Genomic DNA, 23,931 nt, shown 5'->3' with positions numbered 1-23,931 from the left:
AAGCCATGGGTGGCAAAAACAGCCGTCGTTATGCACGGGAGCGCCGACGATCCTGCAAAGCGAGCCAAATCAGGGCTGAAAAAGCCGGATGGGATGACGAAGAAGCGGCGCGCAGGGGTAGATTTTCGAACTACTACGGCGACTCAGGCGAGAATCACTTCTTCGTCTCGACCCGGACTTGCTTGGCGATGCGGTCGAGCACCGCGTTGACGAGCTTGGGCTCGTCGTCGCCGAAGAATGCCTGGGCGATCTCGACGTATTCGGTGACGATGACGGCCACCGGTACATCCTTGCGATCGACGATTTCGAATGTGCCTGCACGCAGGATGGCACGCACCGTGCTGTCGAGACGCGACAAGGCCCAGTCGTCCTGCAGCGCCTGGCCGATCAGTGGATCGAGATGCGTCTGCTCGCGTACCACACCCGATACGATCGAGCGGAACCAGGAGGCATCGGCCTTGAGGTAGGTTTCGCCGTCGACTTCCTGTCCGAGGCGATGCGCCTCGTATTCGGCAACGACCTCGAGCACGCCGCTGCCGCCTATATCCATCTGGTAGAGCGCCTGTACTGCGGCAAGACGCGCGGCGCCACGCTGGTTGGCGGTCTTGACCGGGCGCTCGACTTCCTCGTTGCTCATCGCTCAGGCACCCAGCTTTTGCTTGACGGAAATCATCGTCAAGGCGGCGCGGGCGGCAAAGCCACCCTTGTCCTTGTCGCTGCGGCGAGCGCGGCTCCAGGCCTGTTCGTCGTTTTCGACGGTGAGGATGCCGTTGCCGATGGCGAGCGACTCGCTGACGGACAGATCCATCAATGCGCGCGACGACTCGTTGGAAACGATATCGAAATGGTAGGTTTCGCCACGAATGACCATGCCGAGCGCAACGAAACCGTCATAGGCCGTGCCGCCATTGTCGGCGCCGTCAAGCGCCATGGCGATGGTCGCCGGAATTTCCAGCGCGCCGGGCACGGTGATGATGTCGTAGGTTGCGCCGGCTTCTTCGAGCGCATGCTTGGCGCCGTCGAGAAGCGCATCGGCCATATCGTCATAGAAGCGGGCTTCGATAATCAGAATATGAGCATTGGATGAGCTGGACATACGGCACCTGGATCTTGAGTGGCGCGAACGCCTGACATGGCGGGCGTCAAACCATGCCGTATCGCGGTTGGCAAGTGTTTTTCGGTCTCAGACAGGCAATAGAGCGCCCGGAACCGCGCAAGACTGCCCTTCCCGCTCTTAACGGGTTCAGCTAATCTGGTCCACCACAGGGAGTTATGTATGACAGACACAGACAAGGTTGCCGTCAGCCTCGACGCGCTGCCGCTGGAAGACTGGCAACAGGGCGAATATTACGGCGGCAGCGACGCTTCCTTCGGGGCAATAATCGGGCTGAAGCAACTGGGCATGAGTTACAACATCGTCCCGCCCGGCAAGTCCGGCTGCCCGTTCCACAACCACCATGTCGAGGACGAGGCGTTCATCATCCTGTCCGGTCAGGGCGACTACCGGTTCGGTGCGCGGCGGATTACGGTCAAGGCCGGCGACGTGCTTGGAGCTCCAGCGGGCGGCCCGGAAACGGCGCACCAGTTGATCAACACCGGCGACGTGCCCCTCGTCTTCATCGCTGTGTCGACGATGGCGAGGACCGAGATCTGCGAGTATCCCGATTCCGGAAAGTTCATGGCAAAGACGCGGGCCGGCGACGCCATAACGAAGAGCTTCCGCTTCGTCGGCCGGGAGGAGAGCCATGTGGATTACTGGGACGGGGACCCCGGCGCATGAGCATGGCGGCCGCTGATGGCAATGTGCCGGTGATGGTCACCGAGCGTCTGGTCCTGCGGGCGCACCGGCTCGACGATCTCGAGGCCTGTACCGCACTGTGGGCCGACCCTGCCGTGGTCCGCTTCATCGGCGGGGTGCCGTTTTCGCGTGAGCAAAGCTGGGCGCGGCTGCTTCGCTATGCGGGGAGTTGGCAGATGCTGGGTTTCGGCTTCTGGGCCATCGAAGAAAAAGAAAGCGGCGTGTTTATCGGCGAAGCCGGGTTCCTGGAGGCAATGCGTGACATGACACCGTCGATCGCGGGAACGCTGGAGACAGGTTGGGTGCTGAACTCCGCCTTTCATGGCAAGGGCTATGCGACCGAGGCGGTCTCGGCGATGATGGCCTGGGGCCGGGAGCGTTTCCCCGAGCAGCGCATGACCTGCATCATCGCTTTGGAGCACGGTGCTTCCCTGCGGGTGGCCGAGAAGCTCGGTTTCGAAAAGGTCACCACCACTTCCTACCTCGGCTCCGAGGTCACGCTGCTGGAACGTGCGCGCCGCCTTTAAGGCTCAGACACGTGCCGGCAACATCCGTCTCAGCACACCGTCGCGCATCAGGTAATGGTGCGCGAGAGCAGCAACGGCGTGTCCACATGCAAGGATGATAATCGTCCAGCCCACGTAATAATGTGTCGAGGAATACCAGTGGCCCAGTTCCTTGTTCTCCCCGATAGGATTGGGGATCGAAAACAGGCCGAAGAACATGAACGGCTCGCCCTGCGCCCACCGGAAGAGATAGCCGAGCACAATCTGCGCCGCCAGCAGGAGGTAGAGCAGATGGTGGACACTCTTCGACAGGATGCGCTGGATACCGGTTTCCAGCGCGGCGAGCTTGCGGCCACCGGTCGAACGCCAGAAGACGCGCGCGATGAAGATGACGCTGAGCAGGATGCCCATCGAAATATGCAGGGACTGCAGCGATTTACGAAGCGGCGTGCCCCTCGGCAGGTAATCCCAGGTGATGGCCGAGGCGAACAGGGCGATGACGAGCAATGCCGAGAACCAGTGCAGGGCGATGGTCCAGCTGTCGTATCGCATAGCGCGACCGGCTCGGACTGGTGACAAGGATTCGATGGACATTGAATTTCCTGCTTTTCCGTTACACGGCGTCGACGCTACGACGCAGATGAGGCAGACATGGATGCAAAAGGTCGGATCCCATCGATGCCGCAGTTTTCAAAAGTGCGCGTTGATCTCGCGCACCCGCAGCGCCTAACGCAGCTTTCTTACGCCAAGATTACGAAAATGCAGCGAAAAGGTAGCGGTTTGATGATGGCCGCAGGCCTCAACCCGCTTGCGCTGCCGGAAACTCGGCCAGTCGCGCGGCGTATCGCGCCATGGTGTCGACTTCGAAATTGACGAAATCGCCGGCCTTGCGCTCGCCCCAGGTGGTGACCTCGAGCGTGTGGCGGATGAGCAGAACATCGAAATCGGTGCCATCGACGGCGTTGACGGTGAGCGATGTGCCGTCTAGGGCAATCGAGCCCTTCGGCGCCACGAATTTGGCGAGGTGCTCTGGTGCGCGCAGGCGATAACGGGTGGCCTCGCCCTCCTCTGTAACCCACAAGATCTCGGCCTTGCCGTCGATATGGCCGGAGACGATGTGGCCGCCGAGCTCATCACCGATCTTCAGGGAGCGCTCGAGATTGATGCGGGTGCCTGCCGTCCAGGTGCCAACCGTTGTCAGGCGAAGGGCCTCTTCCCAGGCTTCCACCTCGAACCAGCGATCGTTGCTTCCGCCTTCGGGAAGACCGGTCACCGTCAGGCAGATGCCCGAATGGGAGATCGATGCGCCCATGGCGATGGTCTGCGGATCGTAGATGGTGGCGATGCGAAGCTTGATGCCCTCTTGCATGGGGGAAACTTCTTCGACGGTGCCGATATCGGTGACAATTCCGGTAAACATCAGATGTCTCTCTCATAGGTTTCGCAGCGATCGTCGCCGTAGACTTCGGTGCCGACATGGGTGAAGCCTGCAGGGATATCGGTGCTTTGAACCGGCGATGCAAGGCCGCCCTTACCGATGGTGATGGGTGCTTGAAATAGCAGGATGCGGTCGACGAGGCTGGCCGCGAGAAAACTGCGGATGGTCTTAGCGCCGCCCTCCACCAGCAGCGAGGATATGCCGCGACCGCCGAGCGTCGTCAGCAGCATCGCCAGATCTGTCGGATCCTGATCGAGGATCTCGATCCCTGCATCCCGGAGAGCCGCGCGCCGGTCCTCGTCATTGACGAGCCCAACCGAAATCACAGGTACCTCCCCGGCAGTCTTTGCCAGGTTCGAGGACAGCGGCAGTTCAAGCCTCCGATCAAGCACCACCCGAATAGGAGAGCGGTGTTCGAGACCCGGCGCCCGGCAGGTCAGCAGCGGATCGTCTGCAATGGCGGTGCCGATGCCGACAAGGATGGCATCGCTCTCGGCGCGCAGAAGCTGGACTGCGGCGCGGGCTTGCGGGCCTGTGATCGCAACCTGTCCCGCGCCTGCCTTGCCGATCATGCCATCGGCGGAAACTGCAAGCTTGACAGTGACATAGGGTCGGCCTTGAGTCTGCCGCATGAGGTAGCCAGCCATCGACCGGCGGCCCTCCGTCTCCAATACGCCGGTCTCGACAGTAATGCCGGCGGCCCGCAGCATCTGGAGACCGCGACCCGCGACGCGGGCATCGGGATCACCGACGCTGACGACAACGCGCGAAACGCCTGCTGCAATCAGCGCATTGGCACAGGGGGGCGTGCGACCGTAATGGGAACAGGGTTCGAGCGTGACGTAGGCCGTAGCGCCCTGGGCCGCCTCGCCTGCTGCGGCCAGAGCCTGCGGCTCTGCATGCGGTCGGCCGCCGAGAGCAGTCACCGCGCTGCCGACAACACTGCCATCCTTGACGATGACACAGCCGACGGAAGGGTTGGTGCTGGTCTGGCCGAGATGCTGACGCCCGAGGGCGATGGCCTCGGCCATGAAGAATTCATCGGTTGCCGACTTTGGGCCAGTCATCGCTCAGCCGTCCAGTGGATCGCGGGCGATCTTCGCGTTGATCTCGGCGATGACCTTTTCGAAATCCTCGGCATGGGAAAAGTCCCGATAGACAGACGCGTAGCGGACGAAAGCGACATCGTCGAGCGTCTTCAGGGCTTCCAGAACCTGCAGGCCGATCTGCTCGGACGAGATCTCGGTCTCGCCGGAACTTTCCAGACGACGGACGATGCCGGAGACTGCGCGCTCGATGCGGTCCCGATCGACCGGGCGCTTCCGCAGCGCGATCTCGAAGGAACGAACCAGCTTGTTGCGGTCGAACAGAACCTTGCGGCCGGTCTTCTTGGTGACCATCAGCTCGCGCAACTGCACGCGCTCGAAGGTCGTGAAGCGACCGCCGCATTCCGGGCAGATGCGCCGCCGGCGGATGGAGGTGTTATCCTCCGCCGGACGCGAATCCTTCACCTGGGTGTCTTCGGTCCCGCAATATGGGCAGCGCATTTAAATCCCTCAGCCGATGTAGTCGTACATCGGGAAGCGATTGGTGAGGGCCAGGACCTTCTCACGGACGGCAGCTTCGACTACGGCATTGCCTTCGTCGGAGTTGGCGACCTTCAGGCCGTCGAGCACCTCGATGATGACATTGCCGATTTCCTTGAATTCGGCTTCCTTGAAACCGCGCGTCGTGCCGGCTGGCGTTCCGAGACGGACACCGGAGGTGACGAAAGGCTTTTCGGGATCGAAAGGGATGCCGTTCTTGTTGCAGGTGATGTAGGCGCGGCCAAGGGCTGCCTCGGCGCGCTTGCCGGTGGCATTCTTCTTGCGCAGGTCCACCAGCAGCAGGTGGTTGTCTGTGCCGCCGGAGACGACGTCGACACCGCCTGCCATCAGCGTTTCAGCGAGCGTCTTGGCGTTCTTCACCACCTGGGCGGCGTATTCCTTGAATTCCGGCTTCAGCGCTTCGCCGAATGCGACGGCCTTGGCGGCAATGACGTGCATCAGCGGCCCGCCCTGCAGGCCCGGGAATACGGCCGAGTTGAACTTCTTTGCCAGACCCTCGTCATTGGTGAGGATCATGCCACCACGCGGGCCGCGAAGAGACTTGTGGGTCGTGGTCGTCGCCACGTGGCAATGAGGGAACGGCGACGGATGCTGGCCACCGGCTACGAGGCCGGCAATGTGGGCCATGTCGACCATCAGGTAGGCACCGACAGAGTCTGCGATCTCGCGGAAACGCTTCCAGTCCCATGTGCGGGAATAGGCCGTGCCGCCGGCAATGATCAGCTTCGGCTTGGTTTCTTCGGCCTTGCGGGCGACCTCTTCCATGTCGAGCAGGTTGTCGCCTTCGCGCACGCCGTAGGAAACGACGTTGAACCACTTGCCTGACATGTTGACCGGCGAACCGTGCGTCAGGTGACCGCCCGAATTGAGGTCTAGGCCCATGAAGGTGTCTCCCGGCTGCAGCAGCGCCAGAAAGACAGCCTGGTTCATCTGGCTGCCGGAGTTCGGCTGGACGTTGGCGAACTCGACGCCGAACAGCTGCTTGGCGCGCGAGATGGCCAGTTCTTCGGCGATGTCGACGAACTGGCAGCCGCCGTAGTAGCGCTTGCCCGGATATCCCTCGGCATACTTGTTGGTCATGATCGAGCCCTGCGCTTCCAGCACGGCGCGCGACACGATGTTTTCGGATGCAATCAGTTCGATCTCGTGTCGCTGACGACCCAGTTCCTTTGTGATCGCGCCGAAGATTTCAGGATCGGCCTCGGACAGCGGGCGATTGAAGAACGGTTCGGTGGAAGGATGGGTCATCGTCAAATCTCCGGATCTGGAATGCATGACGTCTTAGCGTCGCGGCCTTGCGAGGGCAAGACGATCCGCGACATTTGCTGGGCAAACCGCGGTGTCCTGCCCGCAGAAACACGAAAGCCGCGCTAGAGAGCGCGGCTTTCGTCGGATATTGCATCGTGGAGCTTACTGAACCGGCTTTTCCATGCCCTGCGTCGTATCCAGGGCCAGCTGGGAATTGCCGTCCAGCTGATAGATGTCGTCGCGGAACTGCACCACGCCATTGCCCGCACCCCAGGCGGAAATATAGGCGAAATAAACCGGAATTTCCTCGGGTAGCTTGATAGGCGTGTTGATACGGCTGGCGATCACACTTTCAATATGCTGGCGCGGCCATCCCGGCGTCTCGGCAAGCAGCCAGACGACGAGATCGCGGACGTTCTGAACGCGCACACAGCCCGAACTGTCGAAGCGCATCAGCTTGTTGAACAGGCCCTGCTCCGGCGTGTCGTGCATATATTCGTTGTTCGGGTTGTAGAAGTTGATCTTGGCAGACGCCATGGCGTTGTTCTTGCCCGGATCCTGACGGAACATCAGGTTCGGCGCCTTGTCGGCATTCCAGTCCACCGATTCCGGCGCGACTTCGGTGCCCTTGGGGTCGAACAGGCGGATGTTGTTCTTCGCCAGGTATGTCGGATCCTTGCGCATGATCGGCATGATGTCTTTTTCGACGATCGAGCGCGGCGAGGTCCAATAGGGATTGAGGATCACCTCGAAGATCTTCGAGTTGATGATGTGGGTCGGGCGCGCCATACGGCCGACGATCGCCATGTGACGGAGCGCCACCTGGCCGTCCTGCACGGCCTCGACATAGGTCGCCGGAATATTGACCATCACGTGGCGGCGACCGAGGTCTGCCGGGAAGGTCTGGAGGCGGATCAGGTTGGTGTTCAGCTGCTGAAGGCGGACGTTTGCCGTCACGTTGAGTGCCTTGACGGTGTATTCGCCGAGACGGCCATCTGGCGGCAGGCCGTGACGGGCCTGGAAACGCTTCACTGCGCCGTCGACATAGGAGTCGAACGCCGGCGACATGCCGGCCTCGCGCGGCAGGTCGCCGGTGATGGCAAGGCGCTGCCGCAGCGTTTCGACGATGGGGTCGGAAACGCCGAGTTGCAGCTTGTTATCGCCGACGTCGATCTGCGGCCATCCGCCGTTTGCGGCAATCGCCTGATACTGGGCAATCGCCTGCTGGATGTTGGAAACCGAGTCCGGACTCAGGATCGGGGTGTTCGATACCATTGCGGCGGCCGTGCGGGAGGCGGACTTGGCGTCGAACTGATCATCCCAAGAGCCGCGCCGCGGCGCATTGATGATATCGTCCATTGCCGACTGAGCAAATACCGGGCCTGCCATAGCGACGGCGCCGACGGTTGCTGCCGACCGCAAAAAGGCGCGGCGTGAGAAGTCTACAATTCCGTTTTTCTTCGACATAACCCTACCATTCCACGCCGGCGACGATGATCGTCTGCGGCCAAAAGCGAAATTCTGGAAACACTCGCACTGCATAACGCGGCACGCAGCGATCTGTTGCGTCCACACCGGTCCGAACCTCATTTTTGACCATCACAATTTTGAGAGGTCAAAGCCTTGGCAAACAAGGCATTCGGGCCGGAGGCCGCACGTCTGCCATCCCGTTTCGCTGTCATACCAATATGGCCGATTCGTGTCGTCAGGCACGGAACTTGCTTGCATGGTCCGACGGCGAAAAATGATCATTCAGTGTTGCTGAAACAAGACGGTCCGCATGCTCATAGTGCATCCGGCACAGGCGTCAATCAGCGACGCGCGGCCCTCATGGTTGCATTCGAAACAAGGTCGCCGGCGTGGCAGAAAATCCACAGCAGGCAATGGTTGGCATCGCCTCTTGTCGTCGCCTGGAAATCGTGCTCATCACTCGTATCAAGAGCTGACGCACGAGGGACTTCGGTCACAATCCTGTTCAGAAGCCTGTCTAGACGGACAAACAATCGAAGAAAGGATTCGCCATGGCTGAAGAGAATGCGATCGAGACGGAAGAAGGCATGGTTGATTTCGACGCCGGTCAGGGTGAAGCCGCGACCGTCGAGATGGACGACTACACGCGGAGCCTCGCGCAGGCCAAGGCGAAATCCGTCAAGCTGATCGACGCGATTACCGGCGCGGCCCTGAAGAAGAAGGACGCCGTGCATTTCGACGACCTGCGCCCGTCGCTCGCCGATTTCGTCCGCCAGAAGCATCCGGGCATTCGCTCCGACGACTATCTCAGCCGCAAGGCGATGGACGAATACCGCGGCCAGTACATCGCCGAACTGCTGAAGGACGAGCGCGGCGAATTGTCGACGCTGGAAGACGAAGTCGTCGAGAGCCTGAAGACACACGACACGCTGGCCGAGAATATCGAAGAGGACTACGAGGACCACCGGTCCATCGGCGATCGCATGTCCGACGTCGTCGCCTCCTTCGGCGGCAGCTGGACCTTCATCATCTCCTTCTGCGCGTTTCTCGCCATCTGGATGCTCATCAATGTCGTCATGGGCGCCACCCAGGCCTTTGACGCCTATCCATTCATTCTGCTCAACCTCATTCTCTCGACAATCGCGGCCCTGCAGGCTCCGGTCATCATGATGAGCCAGCGTCGGCAGGAGGCAAAAGACCGCTTGCGGGCGCTCAACGACTACAAGGTCAACCTCAAGGCCGAGCTCGAAATCCGCCACCTGCATGAAAAAGTCGACCACCTGCTCAATCGCCAGTGGGAGCGGCTGACCGAGATCCAGCAAATCCAGATCGAGATGATGCTGGAACAAGCAAAGGCAGCCGGCCGGGTGCTGAAAGTCAGCAAGGCCAGCAAGGCAAAGACCGTGCGCAAGAAGGTCGCGCCGAAGAAGGCAACGCCTGCCCCACTGCCGGACGGTGCGCTGGAATAGAACGGTTGATACTCCAGTAGCCAGCGGACTGCCGGCAAAGTCGGAGGCGTCGCGGTGACATTATTAGCCTCCCTATCGATTTGAATTTACTTTTTGATCGCTTGCCGTCAGAGTTGTCACCGGCAGTCGTCTTTTGGTTCTGGTTCAGAACCCGACAGGCGCGTTGGCGTCACGCTATATCAGCCGGACACTTGGAATCCTGTCACGGGTAAGTGAACCAAGATGGTGAAAGACCTGCCTTTTTCGACACGGTCGCTCGGAACGGAAACGGGCCGGGCGAAGTTTAAGGTTGGGAGCAGATTGCCCTGCCCTCACATTCACGAACAGGAGATTCCATCATGAAATGGCATGCACCAAAATTCATCGAAGTTAGCTGCGGCATGGAAATCAACCGTTACGCTCCGGCCGACGGCAGCGAACCCGTCCTGTTCTAGGACTGAAGCATCCGGAGCACGGGTTTGACAGATATGCGCTTTCTCGTGCTCGGGACCGCAGCCGGCGGCGGACTGCCGCAATGGAATTGCGGCTGCGAAAACTGCAGGCTGGCCCGGGTCAAGGGATCCGGACTGAGCCCGCAGACCCAGTCTTCCGTTGCCGTCAGCGTCGACGGTGAAAACTGGGCTATACTCAATGCCTCGCCGGATATCCGTCAGCAGATAGCGGACAACCGCGCCCTGCACCCCCGCGAACTCCGGCACTCCCCCATCCGCAGCGTTGTCGTCACCAATGGCGATATCGACCACATCGCAGGGCTGCTTGTCCTGCGGGAAAAGCAGGCATTCGGGCTCTTCATGACGGAAGCCCTGGCCGACATCCTGTCTGGCAATCCGGTTTTTTCGGCACTCGATCCCGCTTTCGTCCAGCGGCAAACGATCGCTCTCGACACCCCTTTCCAGCTTCTCCCGGGATTGACGGCGGAGTTGTTCCCCGTGCCGGGCAAGGTGCCGCTATTCCTGGAGGACGACAATCCGGAGGTCGGCCTCGAAGGCGAACAGACCGTCGGCATCGAACTTAAGTCAGGAAACCAGCGCGCCTATTACATCCCCGGCTGCGCTGCGCTCACGGAAAAGCTCATGTCCCGTATCGATGGCGCCGATCTGCTGCTTTTCGACGGCACGCTGTTTACCGACGACGAGATGCTCGTCAGCGGTACAGGCCAGAAGACCGGCCGGCGCATGGGTCATATGCCGATTTATGGCGTCGGCGGCAGCCTGGAGGCGCTCTCGAGCGTCACCATCGGACGAACGATTTACGTCCATATCAACAATACCAATCCGATCTGGCGACAAGGCCCTGCCCGCGACAAAGTCTATGATGCGGGTTTCGAGGTCGGCCATGACGGCATGGAGATCAATCTTGCAACAAACACCTGACCGACACAGTTTCGAAGATCGCCTGCGGGCCATCGGCGCGGAGCGATACCATGACAAACACCCTTTCCACATCATGCTGCACGGCGGCGAATGTAGCCTGACACAGGTGCGCGCCTGGGTGATCAACCGGTTCTACTATCAGAGCCGCATCCCCATGAAGGATGCCGCTTTCATGTCTCGCTCGGACAACCCCGATCTGCGCCGCGCCTGGCGCCGGCGGATCGAGGATCATGATGGCGGCATCGAGGAAGGCGGTGGTATCCGCCGTTGGCTGAAGCTTGCCGAAGCCGTCGGTCTCGATCCGGATTATGTTGCATCGACGAGGGGTGTGCTGGCCGGAACCCGCTTCGCCGTCGACGCCTATCTGCATTTCGTGCGCGAAAAGCCGATGCTGGAAGCCGTCGCCTCGTCGCTGACAGAGATGTTTGCACCGAAAATCCACGCCGACCGCATTGCCGGATTGCTGAAGCACTATGCCTTTGCCGACGATCGGGCACTCGCCTATTTTCGCCAGCGTCTCAACGAAGCACCAGAGGAGGTAGCCTTCGGGCTCGGCTATGTACTCGACCATGCCGATACGCTGGAAAAGCAGGATGCGGCCGCAGCGGCACTGACCTTCAAGACCGATGTGCTCTGGTCTCAACTCGACGCGCTTTATTCCGCCTATGTAACGCCCGGCCGCATACCGCCCGGCGGATGGGATGGCCGCGAGGCGGTCATTGCCTTTTCGCCGGATGACGACCTCCCGAAAGGACCGCGCCTGTGAGCGACCGACAGACAGTCACCATCACCGCCGAAACCGTCATCAAGCTCCCACGCGGCGTGCGTCTGCATGAAGATCCTGTGCGCAAGCAGATGGTACTGCTTGCGCCGGAGCGGGCGCTGGCGCTCGACGAGATCGCTGTCGCCATCGTCCGCGCACTCGATGGCGTGAAGAGCCTCGATCAGATCGCTGACGGCTTTGCCCGCGATTTCGGTGCTCCGAAGGACCAGGTTCTGGCCGACATCATCGCCTTTGCGCAGGAGTTCGCCAATCGCCGGATGCTGGAGATCGTCCAATGACCGTCGTCTTCTCAGCGGACAAATCGATGTCGGAGGCACGCCGCATTGCAGCTCCACCGCCGATGGCGCTGCTGGCCGAGCTTACGCACCGCTGTCCGCTCGCCTGTCCCTATTGCTCCAACCCGCTGGAGCTGGTGCGGGCCAATGCGGAGCTCAACACCGAACAATGGATCGAGATCTTTCGCCAGGCGGCGGCGATGGGCGTGCTGCACTTGCACCTCTCCGGCGGCGAGCCAGCGTCGCGGCGCGATCTGGTCGAGCTGACCCGCGCTGCAGCCGGCTTCGGGCTCTACACCAATCTCATCACATCGGGCGTCGGCCTCACCGAGGCTCGCATCGCCGAACTGGCGGATGCCGGCCTCGACCACCTGCAACTATCGATCCAGGGCATCACGCCTGAAAAAGCCGATCAGGTCGGTGGCTACAGGGGTGGCTATGCGCGCAAGATGGCAGTTGCGGAATGGACGCGCGCAGCCGGTATCCCGCTGACGGTCAACGCCGTCTGCCACAAGCAGAATATGGAAGAGATTGGCGGCATGCTCGATCTCGCCATCGCGCTCGGCGCCCGGCGCATCGAGATTGCCACGGTGCAGTTCCATGGCTGGGCGGAGCGCAACCGGCAGGCCCTGATGCCGACGCTGGAGCAGGTGGAAGCGACCAACGCCTTCGTCGATGCATCGCGCAAGCGGCTCGAAGGCACGCTGGTCATCGACTATGTGCCGGCCGACCATCATGCGCGTTTCCCCAAAGCCTGCATGGGCGGCTGGGCGCGCATCGGCCTCAACGTCACGCCTTCAGGAAAGGTGCTGCCCTGCCATGCGGCAGAGACCATCGCCGGCCTCACCTTCGACAACGCCACGGAGCGGCCGCTTGCCGAAATCTGGTACGCCAGCGCCGCCTTCAACGCCTATCGCGGTGACGACTGGATGCAGGAACCCTGCCGCTCATGCGACCGCAAGCACATCGATTTCGGCGGCTGTCGCTGCCAGGCCATGGCGCTCGCTGGCGACCCAGCAGCGACAGACCCCGTCTGCACCTTCTCTCCATTGCGCGGTGAGCTGACAGCGCAGGCAAAAGCCGATTCGCTGGCGGTCCCGCCACCGTTCGTCTATCGCGGGCGGTGATGGTGGGTGGCGTGATGGTGGTGGAAGAGCCTCCAGAGTTCGTCATCCCCGGGCTTGACCCGAGGATGCTCGGAGGTTGTGGTCCTCGGGTCAAGCCCGAGGATGACGAGCGACGGGGCCAAGGATTACAAGCTACCTGGCCAGGGATGATATAGAGCACTGCCGGGGGCGAAACCATGCCCATCCCCGGCGGTGCTGTCCTCACTCAGGGGATGATGCGGGCTTCCCGGAGGCGGGTGAAGAGGTCCGTGAAGCTGTCGTCGGTAGCCTGGTAGTCGAGGAAACCGAGTTTGCGGCTCTTGCTCATGTCTGTCATCACCTCGATGGGGCGGCCGAGATCGGCGTCCGTGTGCCAGGCGGAGGCGAGCTTGTTGATGTCATGTTCCGCAAGACCGTTCTTGGCGGCGATGTCCGCCCAGATCGGGCCAGCATCGGCGAGCTGCGATTCGAGCGTCGTCATTTCGGATGGCAGCGGCTGTGGCTCGATGTCGAACCATGCGGCGATGCGCTGCCACATCCAGCTCCAGCGGAAGACATCGCCGTTGACGACGTTGAAATCCTTGTTCCGGGCTGCGTCCGTGGTCGAGGCCCACTCCAGATGGCGGGCGAGCAGGCGGGCGTCGGTCATGTCCGACAAGCCGTTCCACTGCATCGGCGAGCCCGGGAAGATGAAGGGACGGCCGGTCGCCTTGCAGATCGAGGCGTAGACGGCAAGCGTCACGCCCATGTTCATGGCGTTGCCGAGTGCGTAGCCGATGATGGTGTGCGGGCGGTGGACGCTCCAGCTAAAGCCATCGGTCTTGGCGGCGGCGAAAACCTCGTCTTCCTGTGCATAGTAGAAATTGTCGACTTCGAGACGACCCTGCTCCTCGCGGAACGGTGTGGCCGGCAACACGCCTTTGCCGTAGGCCTCGAAAGGTCCGAGATAATGCTTCAGGCCGGTGACCAGCGCCACATGCTCCACCGACTTGTGTGGCCGGAGCGCATCGAGCAGGTTCTTCACCATCGCGCCGTTGACGCGGATGTTTTCGAGTTCAGTCGCCTGGCGCGACCAGGTGCTGAAGAAGACATGGCTCGGCTTCAGGTCGCGCACGGCGGAGGCAAGACTTTCGGGATCGAGCAGGTTGGCTGCAACCGGGCGCAGGCCGGCAATGTCGCTTGCCGGATTGCGGGCGAGGCCTGCGACCTCGAAACCCTTGTCGATGAGATGGCGGGCGAGGTTATTGCCAACAATGCCGGTGGCGCCAATGATGAGGGCTGATTTCGTCATGTTTCCAAACTCCTTTTGCTGAAGAGGAAATAGGCAATTTACGCAGGCTCTGCTAGAAGGCACCGTTAAGTGCCATAGCCACCGGGAGGTGCCCATGAAAGACGATATACCGACCCACGAGGAAGACTGCGCGCCCCGCCGGGTGCTGGAGCTCTTCAGCGTCAAGTGGACGAGCATGGTGCTGCACGCACTGCATACGCTGCACGGCGGAACCTGCCGCACAGGCGTTCTGCAGCGCAGCCTGCCCGGCATCAGCAAGAAGATGCTGACGCAGACGCTGCGAGAGATGGAACATGACGGGCTGGTGACGCGGCAGGTGTTCGACGTTGTCCCGCCCCGCGTCGAATACAGCCTGACGCCTCTCGGCATCGAGTTCGTCGAGCCGATCGAGATGCTGTATAACTGGGGAAAAGCCCATTCCGGCGCCCTCGACCAATTGGCATCCAGACCGAAATCGCGCCGGCGTGGCTAGCTGCAGATTGGGGCAAACAGTGTCAGAGCCGGCCGAAAAAAGCACAAAAAATCGGCCGTACAGCCAGATAATGCAAGAATTCTGCCACCCGTGCAGAACGAAGGTATCGCTTGGCCTCGCTTACTGGTAGCACCACCGGAACCGCATCGGAGCTATCATGACCCTGGACGAAAAATACCTGATCATCGTAAACGCCTTTCAGAACAGCCGTTTCGGCGCCTCGCCGACCTCCACCCGCGGCGCTGTCCTCAATCACTCCAAGAAGCACGGCCTCGAAGGCGAAGATTACGCAGAAGCCCTGACGTCTGCCATCGCCGCCGGCCTCGTCGCACCGATGGCGGATTCGGCTTTGACCATCCGCAATGCCGGTCGCGCCCTGATGACCAAGACTGCCCGATAACATTTTGCGAAAAGATGGTCGCGCCGGGTCAACACCTGCGGGCGCGACCGCACATCCCTGCACCGCCGCGCCCTTCAGGCACCAACTGGAGGTCTCTGCCGGGTCATCTGGGATAACGGCCCGTCAAAATTTGCAGATGGCACGTGATCAGTCCGACGTCGAGATAGCATTGTTTTCGTTACGTTTCTGTGACGATCTGGCGGCGAAAGGTAAAACGCTGCATTTGGAATTCGCGAACAATCGAGAGGCGATATAAATCTGTCGCAGTGGCAGCGGTAAATATCGCCAATGCTACCAGGAGACCTGTGGCCGACTGGAGTCGTATGCGAACGACGGAGAATTGTCGGATGTTTTTTATCTTTGGCGGATTGCCCGGCAGCGGGAAAAGCACCATCGCCCAAGCCTTGGCAAGCCGGACCAAGGCGGTTTACCTGCGCATAGACTCCATTGAGCAGGCAATTCGTTCTGCCGAGATTTTACCGCAAGGCAAGGATGTGGGTCCGGCCGGCTATTTGACGAGCTACCGCCTCGCTGCAGACAATCTCGCCCTCGGCCAATTCGTGATTGCCGACTCTGTCAATCCTTTCGAAATAACCCGTGCAGCATTCAGGGACATCGCAGCAGAGGTAAAAGTGAGCTTCATCGAGGTCGAGGTCGTATGTTCCGACCCGGAGATGCATCGGCATCGTGTGGAAAGCCGACCGTCAACTGTCGAAGGATTGAAGCTGCCGACCTGGGAAGATGTTGCGCAACATCAGTACGAGCCATGGGATAGTCCGCACCTCAGCCTCGACACCGCCCGCCTCTCCGTCGAAGAAAGCATTTCGGCAATCTTCGCAGCCATGCCCGCGGAGGCACGGAAAACCTTGTCGCTCTGACAGCGAAGTCCATCGGCCTCAGTCTATCGGGATCGCGTCTTTCCCACAAACGCCAGCAGGCGCAATCGTGCGTCACCGCATGATTGCGCCTTCATGACCAACTGGAGGTCTCGGTCGGGCCATCTGGGATAACGGCCCGGCAGATTTTACAGGCGGTACATGATCGAGTCGTTCCAGAAGCGGTCGAGGCGCTGCAGGAGCTTGTTCATCTGAGTGAATTCGTCGGTGCCGATGCCGCCGACCTTGTCGATGGAGCCGATGTGGCGCTCGTAGAGTTTGGCGACAGTCTCGGCAATGTCCTGACCGCTGTCGGTCAGGCTGATGCGGACAGAGCGGCGGTCGATACGCGAGCGCTGGTGATTGATGAAGCCGAGATCGACGAGCTTCTTAACGTTATAGGAAACGTTCGAGCCCAGATAATAGCCGCGTGAGCGAAGTTCGCCGGCGGTCAGTTCCGAGTTGCCGATGTTGAAAAGCAGAAGTGCCTGGATGGCGTTGACGTCGCTGCGACCCTGGCGGTCGAACTCGTCCTTGATGACATCGAGGAGACGGCGGTGGAGACGCTCGACCAGGTGCAGCGATTCCATGTAGAGATCGCGGATGGCTTCGACCTTGACGTCCTGGACGGGAGACACGGCCTGCGGCTTGATTTTCGTGTTCATGATGACTGCCTCACTGTTTTGTTTGGCGGTGTTGGTTTTCTTCCCGCCTTGAGACAGACACTATCGAATACACATAAAATTCTACTTAAACTGCAGGCTTAACAGCACCTTACCAAAGGCCCGATGTGTCTCAGGGTAAATCAACGGTTACACTTTTGCGGCGCTGCCGCTTCTCCACGTAGAGCATGACGCGAAAAATGCAGTAGAGAATGACCACTGCGGCATGCAGGATCATCACCAGCGGATTGCTGCCGAACACCTGCGGCCATACCCCGTACATCAGCGCTTGGCCGCCCGCAGCGCAGAGCCAGATTACCGGTCCCCAGGACACCGTCAGCCACAGGCCGAGGGCTGCAACGGGAAAAACGACGGCAAGGCCTGCTCCGGCGACCTTCCAGGGCAGACTCAGCAAATCGAAGCGGCCCTGGCCAGCCAGAGAATAGCCCACCAGCATCGACCAGTATTGCAGCCCGAACCATAGGCAGGACACGGCGATCAGGCGCAGGAAGACGATGAACAGGATGTCCAGGACGCTGCGTTTCGGAATGGCGGAAGAATCATGTTTCATGGGCAAATCATAGGCAGGCAATCGGCACCTCGCCAGCGGCTTGATGGCTGCGGCCTTTCGTCTGGTTTTATTTTGCATCGCCACCATGCTAATGAGCGGCCTATACAAGGACAGAGATAAAGGACGACCGACATGTCGGACAAGACCCACCTGGTGGACGAGATCACCGGCCATCGGCGCATGCGCCGCAATCGCAAGGCCGACTGGACCCGTCGCATGGTGCAGGAAAACCGGGTGACAGTCGACGATCTCATCTGGCCGATCTTTCTCATTCCAGGTACCGGTATCGTCGATCCGATCACGGCCATGCCCGGGGTCAACCGCATGACGATAGACAAGGCGGTCGAGGCCGCCAGGATGGCCGCCGATCTCGGCATTCCGGCGATTGCCACCTTTCCAGACGTCGAGATGGCACTGCGCGACCAGACGGGCTCACAGAGCCTTGAGGCGAACAACCTGATCAATCTCGCAACCAGGGCCATCAAGAGGGAAGTTCCCAACATCGGTATCATCACCGACGTGGCGCTCGACCCTTTCACCAGCCATGGCCATGACGGCATCCTGCGCGATGGCGAGATCATCAATGACGAGACGGTTGACCAAATCGTCCGGGCGGCCATCGTCCAGGCCGATGCCGGCGCCGACATTATCGCCCCGTCAGACATGATGGACGGCCGCATCGGGGCGATCCGTCGCGCGCTGGACGCGCACGGCCACCAGATGGTCGGCATCATGTCCTATGCGACGAAGTTTTCCTCCGCGTTCTATGGCCCCTACCGCGAGGCGATCAACACGGGCAGCCTGCTGAAGGGCGACAAGAAGAGTTATTACATCGACTCGGCCAACGGCACAGAAGCGCTGCGCGAGGCGGCGATGGACGTCGAGGAAGGCGCCGACATGCTGATGGTCAAGCCCGGCCTGCCCTATCTCGATATCTGCTGGCGGCTGAAGGAGGCGTTCGGCCTGCCGACCTATGCCTACCAGGTGTCTGGCGAATACTCGCAGATCAAGGCGGCGGCGATGAACGGCTGGATCGACGGCGACCGGGCCATGATGGAAACCCTGCTCTCCTTCAAGCGCGCCGGATGCGACGGCATCCTGACCTATTTCGCCATCGACGTCGCCAAGGCGCTTGCCAAGAGGTGAGCGCGGTCTGACTGTCGGGAGGGGCCGCTGATTGCTGTGGCGTCGCGATGACGCTAGAGGGGCATGCCCCTCATCCTCGCCCTTATTGCGGGGGCGGTTTTCTTGGCGCTCTTGCGATTTCCCGGCGGCCATACCATATCTCTGACGACGTAACCGCGGAGCACGATGATGTCGTTGAACCCTAGCCCAATTCCCGCCGTACAGGACGACTGGCGCACCTACAGTGGCGTTCTCAGCCGCCGCGTGTTCGCGTTCATCCTCGATTATTTCATCGTTGCCCTGCTGTGCATTCTGGCCGGCATCCTTCTGTTCATCGTCTCGGTAGCCACGCTTGGGCTCGGGTTCTTCCTGTATCCGGCGTTGTTCGTCATCGTTGCAGGCTTGTACTTCGGCATGACTGTCGGCGGGCCAGCGCAGGCGTCGCTCGGGATGCGCTCGGTCGGCATCGGCATGCGCCGCATCGACGGGCAGCGCATCGATTTCATGACGGCGATCGTCCATCTCGTGCTGTTCTGGATCCTCAACTCGGTACTGACGCCGCTGGTGCTGCTCGTCGGCTTGTTCACCGATCGCAGCAGGCTCCTGCACGACCTGCTGATCGGCACGGTGACCGTACGCTCGATTTGAGACAGATCGGGCCTATATCATTGCAGAATTGAAGTTTGTTTCGCAGAAGCGACAAAACGTCAGCCGGGAGCAATTCCCGGTGTTGACGTTTCGCATTCTTTCGCCATGCTTGAACGGGCACACTTTTGACGACTGACGAGAGGTCGATTTTCGGCTGATGAACACGCAGACAACGCCATCTCCGCAGTTCTATCTGACCGCTCCGGCTGCCTGCCCTTACCTGCCGCACGAAATGGAGCGGAAGGTGTTCACGCATCTGGTCGGCGCGCGCGCCACGGAGATGAACGACATCCTCACCCAGGGCGGCTTCAGGCGCTCGCAGAACATTGCCTATCGCCCGGCTTGCGAGGCGTGCCGTGCGTGCGTCTCCGTGCGTATCCTCGCCCAGGAGTTCCAAGCGACACGATCCATGAACCGCGTCGTGGCGACAAACGAGGACATCATCGCGACGGAATTTCCGGCCCAGCCCTCGAGCGAGCAATATTCGCTGTTTCGCCGCTATCTCGATGACCGACACCAGCAGGGTGGCATGTCCGACATGACGGTTCTCGACTACGCCATCATGGTCGAGGATACCCATGTCAATACACGCATAATCGAGTATCGCCGCCGCGAGGAAGGTTCTGGCCTGCAGGAGCGTCCGACCGGCGAACTCATGGCCGCAGCTCTCACCGACGTGATGAGCGACGGCCTTTCGATGGTCTACTCCTATTACAATCCAGCGCTCGACAAGCGCTCGCTCGGCACCTTCATGATCCTCGACCATATCCGCCGCGCCAAGCTGCTCGGCCTGCCGCATGTCTACCTCGGATACTGGGTCAACGGCTCTCGCAAGATGGACTACAAGACGCGCTACCAGCCGCAGGAGCATCTGACGCCGCGCGGATGGGAACGGTTCGACCCGGCCTCCCTCGACCCCAGCGCTGTCTGAATGGGATTTTCAGCCTTATCCGACCATGGCAAGGGCCTCCTGCTGACGACCATCGGCGGCCTCGCGCTATCGATGGACATCCCGCTCATTCGTCTTTCCAGCGGTGAAGCCTGGTCGATCCTCGGCCTGCGCAATATCGTTACCCTTTCTGTCGGCATTATCCTGCTGCTGGTCCTCAGGGCGGGCGGACGGCCATGGCGCCTGCTGCTGCCGGGCGCAACCGGCCTCTGGGTTGGCCTGTTCTATGGTATCGGCACTGTCACCTTCATCCTCGCGGTCTATTACACCAGCGCCGCGAATGTCGTATTCATCCTCGCCTTCAATCCGATGCTCGCGGCCCTTCTTGCATGGTTCGTGATTGGCGAGCGACCGTCGAACGTCACCATAGCCACGATGCTGGCCATGCTGGTGGGCGTAGGGCTGATCGTTGGCGATGGCATCGGCGGCGGACATTGGCTCGGCGACCTGTTATCGGCCATTTCGGCGCTGACCACCGCCTGCGCCATCACCATTGGCCGGGGCTCGAAGCGAGGAATGGGCTTCATGCCGCTGCTGGCGACGGTCATCCCGGCGGCCATCGGGCTATCCTATGCCCTGCCCGCAGGGCTGGTTGTCGATCACCCGTTCTGGATCCTTCTCGACGGCGGCCTGATGATGCCGCTCGCCTTCTGGTGCCTTGCCACAGGCCCCCGCTACCTGTCCGGTCCTGAGGTGGCGATGTTCTACCTCCTCGAAACCATCCTTGCACCTGTATGGATCTGGATGATCTTTGAGGAGACACCGCGCCCGATGACATTGATCGGCGGCTCCATCATGATGGTCGCGCTGGCGAGCCACTCGCTCTGGCAGGCCCGAACGAAGGGTCGTCAAGCAGCGCTGGCTGGATGAAGACGCGGCGTTGCGGCCGACTTTAGTTCGTGTTATAACGTAGTTACAACATCGGAGCCAGAGCTATGAACGTCATCATTCGCAAGATCGGCAATTCTGAAGGTGTGATTCTGCCGAAGGAGGCGCTGCAGAGCCTCGGCCTGAAGAGCGGCGACAGCCTCGAATTACGGGAAGTCGAAAACGGCTTCCAGTTGGTCCACCAGAAGCCCGATCTAGCTGAGCAACTGCGTGCGGCCCGCATCGGCATGCAGAAATATCGTATTGCTCTTCGTGAGCTGGCAAAGTGAGCGAGCTCAAATGGTTGAGCCGCAAAGCCATTGAAATCATGCATCATGAGCAACTTGCCGAGCATGGCGGGCTTGCTGGTTTAAAAGACGAGAATGCGCTGGAGGCAGCGCTTGCCCGTCCGCTTCACAAGGCGGCTTATGGCGAAGACGATATTTTCGCTCTGGCGGCCGCCTACCTTTATGGCCTGACAAGAAACCACCCGTTCTCTGACGGCAACAAGCGGACGGGCTTTCTCGCAGCCTTCACATTTCTTTACATCAACGGTCACTTGATCGAAGCTGAAGAGGTGATGGTAATCGAATTCGTCCTCGGCGTCGCCGCCGGCGAGATCGACGAGGACGGCGCGACGCGCTTTTTGCGTGATATGAGCGTGCCCCTGCCAAAGTGACCCCGGCAGGTGGCCTCGCTAGCCCGAGAATTTACCGCTACGGGGGAAGCCCTTCGGTACGGCTCTGCCTGCAGCGCCGCGGTCGCCGAGCCATTCGATCAGGTCGTCCTTCGATCTCATGAAGCTGCGGCCGGCACTGTCTGCCCAGGTCAGCCCATCGGCAAGGCTGAAGCAACGGACATCGGAAATGCCGCCATCCTTGTAGCGCTGCAGGCGTACGCCCTTGCCGCGCGACATTTCGGGGATCTGCGCCAGCGGGAAGACCACCATCTTGCGGTTTTCGCCGACGACTGCAAGATGATCGCCCTTGACCGGCACCAGCAGCTTGGCCTCTGCCGGCATCGATACATTCATGATCTGCTTGCCCTTGCGGGTGTTGGCAGCCATCTCCGCTTCCGGAACGATAAAGCCGTTGCCCTCGGTCGAGACGATCAACAGCTTGCGATGTGGATCATGAATGAAGGCGGTCAGTACGTCCTGGTCGTTTTCCATCTCGACGATGAGACGCAGCGGTTCGCCGTGGCCGCGACCGCCGGGCAGCTTGTCGGCGCCGAGCGTGTAGGCCTTGCCGCCGGTCGTGACGATCAGCAGCTTGTCGGTGGTCTGGGCCGGGAACGCCAGGCGCAGCGCATCGCCTTCCTTGAAGGTCAGCGTTGACGTGTCGGAGATATGACCCTTCAGCGCCCGGATCCAGCCCTTTTCCGAGATAACGACAGTGACGGGCTCTTTCTCGATCATCGCCTGCTGGATGGCTTCAAGATCTGTTTCAGGTGCATCGGCGAAAACCGTACGACGAGCGCCGAGCTTTGTGGCCTTGGCGTATTTCTTGCGGACCTCGCCGATCTCCCAGGCAATAGTCGCCCAGAGCTTTTCGTCGGAGGCAAGCAGCGCCTCGATCTCAGCCTTCTCCTTAGACAGGGCGTCGAATTCCGTGCGGATCTCGAACTCCTCGAGCTTACGCAAGTTGCGCAGCCGAATGTTGAGGATGGCTTCGGCCTGGATGTCGGTAACGCCGAAGCGCGCGATCAAGGCTGGCTTCGGTTCGTCCTCCTCGCGGATGATCCGGATCACCTCGTCGAGGTTGAGATAGGCAATCAGCAGGCCGCCGAGGATTTCGAGCCGGCGATCGATCGCTGCGAGCCGGAACTTCGAGCGACGGATCAGCACGTCCTTGCGGTGGGCGAGCCATTCCAGCAGGACTTCGTTCAGCGCCATGACGCGCGGAATGCGCCCCATGGAGAGGACGTTCATGTTGAGCGGAATACGATTTTCGAGCTCGGAAAGCTTGAAGATCGATTCCATCAGGATCGTCGGGTCGACCGTGCGGCTCTTCGGCACCAGGATGAGCCGGACATCCTCGGCGGATTCGTCGCGCACGTCTTCCAGCAGCGGCAGGCGGCGGGCGTTGAGCAGCTCGGCCAGCTTTTCGATCAGACGCGACTTCTGCACCTGGAACGGAATTTCGGTGACGACGATCTGGTAGCCGCCACGACCGAGATCCTCGACCGCCCATTTGGCGCGAACGCGAAAACCGCCGCGCCCCGTCTTGTAGGCCTCGACGATGCTTTCGCGGCTGTCGATGATGATACCGCCGGTCGGAAGGTCGGGACCCTCTATGCCACCCTTCTCGCGATTGTTCGGATCGGCCATCAGGTCTTCGACCGTGGCATCCGGATGCTTGATCAGGTGCAATGCTGCGTCGCAGAGCTCATGGGCGTTGTGCGGCGGGATGGATGTCGCCATGCCGACGGCAATGCCCGACGTGCCGTTGGCGAGCAGGTTCGGGAAGGCGCCGGGCATGACGACCGGCTCGCTGTCTTCCTCGTTGTAGGTCGGACGGAAGTCGACTGCGTCCTGGTCGATGCCTTCGAGCAGCAGCGTCGCAACATCGGTCATGCGGGCTTCGGTGTATCGATAGGCGGCGGCACTATCGCCGTCGATGTTGCCGAAGTTGCCCTGGCCATCGACGATGGGATAGCGCTGCGAGAAATCCTGGGCCAGACGGACGAGAGCGTCGTAGACAGACTGGTCGCCGTGCGGGTGGAACTTACCGATGACGTCACCGACGATGCGGGCGCTTTTCTTGAACGACGAGTTGGCGCGGATGCCCATTTCGCTCATCGCGTGGATGATGCGGCGATGGACGGGCTTCAGGCCATCGCGCACGTCAGGCAGCGCCCGGTGCATGATCGTCGACAGCGCATAGGCAAGGTAACGCTCCTCGAGCGCCGCCTTCAGATCAATCGGCAGAATACTGTCATCGCCCCCGCCAGAAGGCGGCAAAATCTCTTGTCCCATAGGCTTTGCCTAGCGGAGAA

Annotated in this window: 29 protein-coding genes; 17 read left to right on the top strand and 12 right to left on the bottom strand. The window is 60.8% G+C overall.

Annotated elements, in window-relative coordinates:
- Positions 1–154 precede the first annotated feature (154 nt).
- Positions 155–637, bottom strand: coding sequence for a transcription antitermination factor NusB (gene nusB, locus J5289_RS08710; RefSeq protein WP_111220519.1), 483 nt, complete (start codon positions 635–637; stop codon positions 155–157).
- Between the two features lie 3 nt (positions 638–640).
- Entirely contained in the window at positions 641–1,096 is a 456-nt protein-coding gene (ribH, locus tag J5289_RS08705; RefSeq protein ID WP_142829572.1) for a 6,7-dimethyl-8-ribityllumazine synthase, read from the bottom strand.
- A gap of 180 nt (positions 1,097–1,276) precedes the next feature.
- Here ribH and J5289_RS08700 point away from each other — a divergent pair, with 180 nt between their 5' ends.
- Both J5289_RS08700 and J5289_RS08695 read left to right on the top strand, forming a co-directional pair.
- The gene (locus J5289_RS08700; protein ID WP_209183415.1) at positions 1,277–1,780 is read left to right on the top strand and encodes a cupin domain-containing protein; all 504 of its coding nucleotides are present in this window, start codon (positions 1,277–1,279) and stop codon (positions 1,778–1,780) included.
- The gene (locus J5289_RS08695; protein ID WP_209183412.1) at positions 1,777–2,325 is read left to right on the top strand and encodes a GNAT family N-acetyltransferase; all 549 of its coding nucleotides are present in this window, start codon (positions 1,777–1,779) and stop codon (positions 2,323–2,325) included. The genes J5289_RS08700 and J5289_RS08695 overlap by 4 nt, the downstream gene beginning before the upstream one ends.
- A 3-nt stretch (positions 2,326–2,328) precedes the next feature.
- Here the strand turns inward: J5289_RS08695 and J5289_RS08690 are convergent, their stop codons facing one another.
- The 6 genes from J5289_RS08690 to J5289_RS08665 all read right to left on the bottom strand — a co-directional run bounded on the left by J5289_RS08690 (position 2,329) and on the right by J5289_RS08665 (position 8,064).
- Positions 2,329–2,898, bottom strand: a complete 570-nt coding sequence (locus tag J5289_RS08690) for a cytochrome b (RefSeq protein WP_209183410.1) — start codon at positions 2,896–2,898, stop codon at positions 2,329–2,331.
- 205 nt (positions 2,899–3,103) lie between these two features.
- Positions 3,104–3,724, bottom strand: a complete 621-nt coding sequence (locus J5289_RS08685) for a riboflavin synthase (protein ID WP_209183408.1) — start codon at positions 3,722–3,724, stop codon at positions 3,104–3,106.
- A complete protein-coding gene (gene ribD, locus J5289_RS08680) occupies positions 3,724–4,809 on the bottom strand; it encodes a bifunctional diaminohydroxyphosphoribosylaminopyrimidine deaminase/5-amino-6-(5-phosphoribosylamino)uracil reductase RibD (protein WP_209183406.1) in 1,086 nt (361 codons plus the stop codon). Before ribD ends, J5289_RS08685 begins: the two co-directional genes overlap by 1 nt.
- 3 nt (positions 4,810–4,812) lie before the next feature.
- A complete protein-coding gene (nrdR, locus tag J5289_RS08675; protein ID WP_111220512.1) occupies positions 4,813–5,289 on the bottom strand; it encodes a transcriptional regulator NrdR in 477 nt (158 codons plus the stop codon).
- Between the two features lie 9 nt (positions 5,290–5,298).
- A complete protein-coding gene (gene glyA, locus J5289_RS08670; protein ID WP_209183404.1) occupies positions 5,299–6,597 on the bottom strand; it encodes a serine hydroxymethyltransferase in 1,299 nt (432 codons plus the stop codon).
- Positions 6,598–6,759: 162 nt separating this feature from the next.
- Positions 6,760–8,064: a murein L,D-transpeptidase gene (locus tag J5289_RS08665; RefSeq protein ID WP_142829584.1), complete on the bottom strand. Its 1,305-nt coding sequence runs from the start codon at positions 8,062–8,064 to the stop codon at positions 6,760–6,762.
- Between the two features lie 554 nt (positions 8,065–8,618).
- Here J5289_RS08665 and J5289_RS08660 point away from each other — a divergent pair.
- The 6 genes from J5289_RS08660 (at position 8,619) to pqqE (ending at position 13,095) form a co-directional block, all read left to right on the top strand.
- The gene (locus tag J5289_RS08660) at positions 8,619–9,536 is read left to right on the top strand and encodes a DUF1003 domain-containing protein (RefSeq protein WP_209183402.1); all 918 of its coding nucleotides are present in this window, start codon (positions 8,619–8,621) and stop codon (positions 9,534–9,536) included.
- 338 nt (positions 9,537–9,874) lie between these two features.
- On the top strand, positions 9,875–9,970 hold the full coding sequence (gene pqqA / locus J5289_RS08655) for a pyrroloquinoline quinone precursor peptide PqqA (RefSeq protein WP_111220508.1): 96 nt from the start codon (positions 9,875–9,877) through the stop codon (positions 9,968–9,970).
- Positions 9,971–10,003: 33 nt separating this feature from the next.
- Positions 10,004–10,909 (top strand): pyrroloquinoline quinone biosynthesis protein PqqB, encoded by a 906-nt coding sequence (gene pqqB, locus J5289_RS08650; protein WP_209184092.1) that lies wholly within the window; start codon positions 10,004–10,006, stop codon positions 10,907–10,909.
- A complete protein-coding gene (gene pqqC, locus J5289_RS08645; protein WP_374108275.1) occupies positions 10,872–11,675 on the top strand; it encodes a pyrroloquinoline-quinone synthase PqqC in 804 nt (267 codons plus the stop codon). The genes pqqB and pqqC overlap by 38 nt, the downstream gene beginning before the upstream one ends.
- The gene (pqqD, locus tag J5289_RS08640) at positions 11,672–11,971 is read left to right on the top strand and encodes a pyrroloquinoline quinone biosynthesis peptide chaperone PqqD (RefSeq protein ID WP_209183398.1); all 300 of its coding nucleotides are present in this window, start codon (positions 11,672–11,674) and stop codon (positions 11,969–11,971) included. Before pqqC ends, pqqD begins: the two co-directional genes overlap by 4 nt.
- Positions 11,968–13,095, top strand: coding sequence for a pyrroloquinoline quinone biosynthesis protein PqqE (gene pqqE / locus J5289_RS08635; protein WP_209183396.1), 1,128 nt, complete (start codon positions 11,968–11,970; stop codon positions 13,093–13,095). Before pqqD ends, pqqE begins: the two co-directional genes overlap by 4 nt.
- Before the next feature lie 205 nt (positions 13,096–13,300).
- Here the strand turns inward: pqqE and J5289_RS08630 are convergent, their stop codons facing one another.
- Complete coding sequence (locus J5289_RS08630; protein ID WP_209183394.1) at positions 13,301–14,365, bottom strand: SDR family oxidoreductase; 1,065 nt, start codon at positions 14,363–14,365, stop codon at positions 13,301–13,303.
- Positions 14,366–14,459: 94 nt separating this feature from the next.
- Here J5289_RS08630 and J5289_RS08625 point away from each other — a divergent pair, with 94 nt between their 5' ends.
- From J5289_RS08625 to J5289_RS08615, 3 genes are all read left to right on the top strand, one after another.
- The gene (locus J5289_RS08625; protein WP_209183392.1) at positions 14,460–14,837 is read left to right on the top strand and encodes a helix-turn-helix domain-containing protein; all 378 of its coding nucleotides are present in this window, start codon (positions 14,460–14,462) and stop codon (positions 14,835–14,837) included.
- A gap of 157 nt (positions 14,838–14,994) precedes the next feature.
- Entirely contained in the window at positions 14,995–15,237 is a 243-nt protein-coding gene (locus J5289_RS08620; protein WP_209183390.1) for a hypothetical protein, read from the top strand.
- A 347-nt stretch (positions 15,238–15,584) separates the two neighbouring features.
- Complete coding sequence (locus J5289_RS08615) at positions 15,585–16,115, top strand: AAA family ATPase (protein ID WP_209184091.1); 531 nt, start codon at positions 15,585–15,587, stop codon at positions 16,113–16,115.
- 146 nt (positions 16,116–16,261) lie between these two features.
- Here the strand turns inward: J5289_RS08615 and ldtR are convergent, their stop codons facing one another.
- Together ldtR and J5289_RS08605 are read right to left on the bottom strand one after the other, a co-directional pair.
- Positions 16,262–16,777, bottom strand: a complete 516-nt coding sequence (gene ldtR / locus J5289_RS08610; RefSeq protein ID WP_142829595.1) for a transcriptional regulator LdtR — start codon at positions 16,775–16,777, stop codon at positions 16,262–16,264.
- Between the two features lie 130 nt (positions 16,778–16,907).
- Positions 16,908–17,345, bottom strand: coding sequence for a DUF6163 family protein (locus J5289_RS08605; RefSeq protein ID WP_209184090.1), 438 nt, complete (start codon positions 17,343–17,345; stop codon positions 16,908–16,910).
- Positions 17,346–17,477: 132 nt separating this feature from the next.
- On the opposite strand from J5289_RS08605, the gene hemB reads away from it, so the two are divergent.
- The 6 genes from hemB to J5289_RS08575 all read left to right on the top strand — a co-directional run bounded on the left by hemB (position 17,478) and on the right by J5289_RS08575 (position 21,613).
- A complete protein-coding gene (gene hemB, locus J5289_RS08600) occupies positions 17,478–18,491 on the top strand; it encodes a porphobilinogen synthase (protein WP_209183388.1) in 1,014 nt (337 codons plus the stop codon).
- A gap of 168 nt (positions 18,492–18,659) precedes the next feature.
- Positions 18,660–19,118, top strand: coding sequence for an RDD family protein (locus tag J5289_RS08595; protein WP_209206589.1), 459 nt, complete (start codon positions 18,660–18,662; stop codon positions 19,116–19,118).
- A gap of 157 nt (positions 19,119–19,275) precedes the next feature.
- A complete protein-coding gene (locus tag J5289_RS08590) occupies positions 19,276–20,049 on the top strand; it encodes an arginyltransferase (protein ID WP_142829601.1) in 774 nt (257 codons plus the stop codon).
- Entirely contained in the window at positions 20,050–20,937 is an 888-nt protein-coding gene (locus J5289_RS08585; protein WP_209183387.1) for a DMT family transporter, read from the top strand.
- 65 nt (positions 20,938–21,002) lie between these two features.
- A complete protein-coding gene (locus J5289_RS08580; protein WP_142829605.1) occupies positions 21,003–21,224 on the top strand; it encodes an AbrB/MazE/SpoVT family DNA-binding domain-containing protein in 222 nt (73 codons plus the stop codon).
- A complete protein-coding gene (locus tag J5289_RS08575; protein ID WP_209183385.1) occupies positions 21,221–21,613 on the top strand; it encodes a type II toxin-antitoxin system death-on-curing family toxin in 393 nt (130 codons plus the stop codon). Before J5289_RS08580 ends, J5289_RS08575 begins: the two co-directional genes overlap by 4 nt.
- An 18-nt stretch (positions 21,614–21,631) precedes the next feature.
- On the opposite strand, the gene parC is transcribed toward J5289_RS08575, so the two are convergent.
- Positions 21,632–23,911: a DNA topoisomerase IV subunit A gene (parC, locus tag J5289_RS08570; RefSeq protein ID WP_209206590.1), complete on the bottom strand. Its 2,280-nt coding sequence runs from the start codon at positions 23,909–23,911 to the stop codon at positions 21,632–21,634.
- Positions 23,912–23,931: the final 20 nt, after the last annotated feature.

The organism is Rhizobium sp. B230/85, assembly GCF_019355735.1.
Taxonomy (GTDB): Bacteria; Pseudomonadota; Alphaproteobacteria; order Rhizobiales; family Rhizobiaceae; genus Rhizobium; species Rhizobium rhododendri.
Note: the sequence above shows the minus strand (reverse complement) of the source record. Positions and strands in the feature narration are given on the sequence as shown.

Bases quoted from the DNA above. Each gene is read 5' to 3' on its own strand.
- nusB (WP_111220519.1), bottom strand. From the start codon at position 637: ATGAGCAACGAGGAAGTCGAGCGCCCGGTCAAGACCGCCAACCAGCGT.
- ribH (WP_142829572.1), bottom strand. From the start codon at position 1,096: ATGTCCAGCTCATCCAATGCTCATATTCTGATTATCGAAGCCCGCTTC.
- J5289_RS08700 (WP_209183415.1), top strand. From the start codon at position 1,277: ATGACAGACACAGACAAGGTTGCCGTCAGCCTCGACGCGCTGCCGCTG.
- J5289_RS08695 (WP_209183412.1), top strand. From the start codon at position 1,777: ATGAGCATGGCGGCCGCTGATGGCAATGTGCCGGTGATGGTCACCGAG.
- J5289_RS08690 (WP_209183410.1), bottom strand. From the start codon at position 2,898: ATGTCCATCGAATCCTTGTCACCAGTCCGAGCCGGTCGCGCTATGCGA.
- J5289_RS08685 (WP_209183408.1), bottom strand. From the start codon at position 3,724: ATGTTTACCGGAATTGTCACCGATATCGGCACCGTCGAAGAAGTTTCC.
- ribD (WP_209183406.1), bottom strand. From the start codon at position 4,809: ATGACTGGCCCAAAGTCGGCAACCGATGAATTCTTCATGGCCGAGGCC.
- nrdR (WP_111220512.1), bottom strand. From the start codon at position 5,289: ATGCGCTGCCCATATTGCGGGACCGAAGACACCCAGGTGAAGGATTCG.
- glyA (WP_209183404.1), bottom strand. From the start codon at position 6,597: ATGACCCATCCTTCCACCGAACCGTTCTTCAATCGCCCGCTGTCCGAG.
- J5289_RS08665 (WP_142829584.1), bottom strand. From the start codon at position 8,064: ATGTCGAAGAAAAACGGAATTGTAGACTTCTCACGCCGCGCCTTTTTG.
- J5289_RS08660 (WP_209183402.1), top strand. From the start codon at position 8,619: ATGGCTGAAGAGAATGCGATCGAGACGGAAGAAGGCATGGTTGATTTC.
- pqqA (WP_111220508.1), top strand. From the start codon at position 9,875: ATGAAATGGCATGCACCAAAATTCATCGAAGTTAGCTGCGGCATGGAA.
- pqqB (WP_209184092.1), top strand. From the start codon at position 10,004: ATGCGCTTTCTCGTGCTCGGGACCGCAGCCGGCGGCGGACTGCCGCAA.
- pqqC (WP_374108275.1), top strand. From the start codon at position 10,872: ATGACGGCATGGAGATCAATCTTGCAACAAACACCTGACCGACACAGT.
- pqqE (WP_209183396.1), top strand. From the start codon at position 11,968: ATGACCGTCGTCTTCTCAGCGGACAAATCGATGTCGGAGGCACGCCGC.
- J5289_RS08630 (WP_209183394.1), bottom strand. From the start codon at position 14,365: ATGACGAAATCAGCCCTCATCATTGGCGCCACCGGCATTGTTGGCAAT.
- J5289_RS08625 (WP_209183392.1), top strand. From the start codon at position 14,460: ATGAAAGACGATATACCGACCCACGAGGAAGACTGCGCGCCCCGCCGG.
- J5289_RS08620 (WP_209183390.1), top strand. From the start codon at position 14,995: ATGACCCTGGACGAAAAATACCTGATCATCGTAAACGCCTTTCAGAAC.
- J5289_RS08615 (WP_209184091.1), top strand. From the start codon at position 15,585: ATGTTTTTTATCTTTGGCGGATTGCCCGGCAGCGGGAAAAGCACCATC.
- ldtR (WP_142829595.1), bottom strand. From the start codon at position 16,777: ATGAACACGAAAATCAAGCCGCAGGCCGTGTCTCCCGTCCAGGACGTC.
- J5289_RS08605 (WP_209184090.1), bottom strand. From the start codon at position 17,345: ATGAAACATGATTCTTCCGCCATTCCGAAACGCAGCGTCCTGGACATC.
- hemB (WP_209183388.1), top strand. From the start codon at position 17,478: ATGTCGGACAAGACCCACCTGGTGGACGAGATCACCGGCCATCGGCGC.
- J5289_RS08595 (WP_209206589.1), top strand. From the start codon at position 18,660: ATGTCGTTGAACCCTAGCCCAATTCCCGCCGTACAGGACGACTGGCGC.
- J5289_RS08590 (WP_142829601.1), top strand. From the start codon at position 19,276: ATGAACACGCAGACAACGCCATCTCCGCAGTTCTATCTGACCGCTCCG.
- J5289_RS08585 (WP_209183387.1), top strand. From the start codon at position 20,050: ATGGGATTTTCAGCCTTATCCGACCATGGCAAGGGCCTCCTGCTGACG.
- J5289_RS08580 (WP_142829605.1), top strand. From the start codon at position 21,003: ATGAACGTCATCATTCGCAAGATCGGCAATTCTGAAGGTGTGATTCTG.
- parC (WP_209206590.1), bottom strand. From the start codon at position 23,911: ATGGGACAAGAGATTTTGCCGCCTTCTGGCGGGGGCGATGACAGTATT.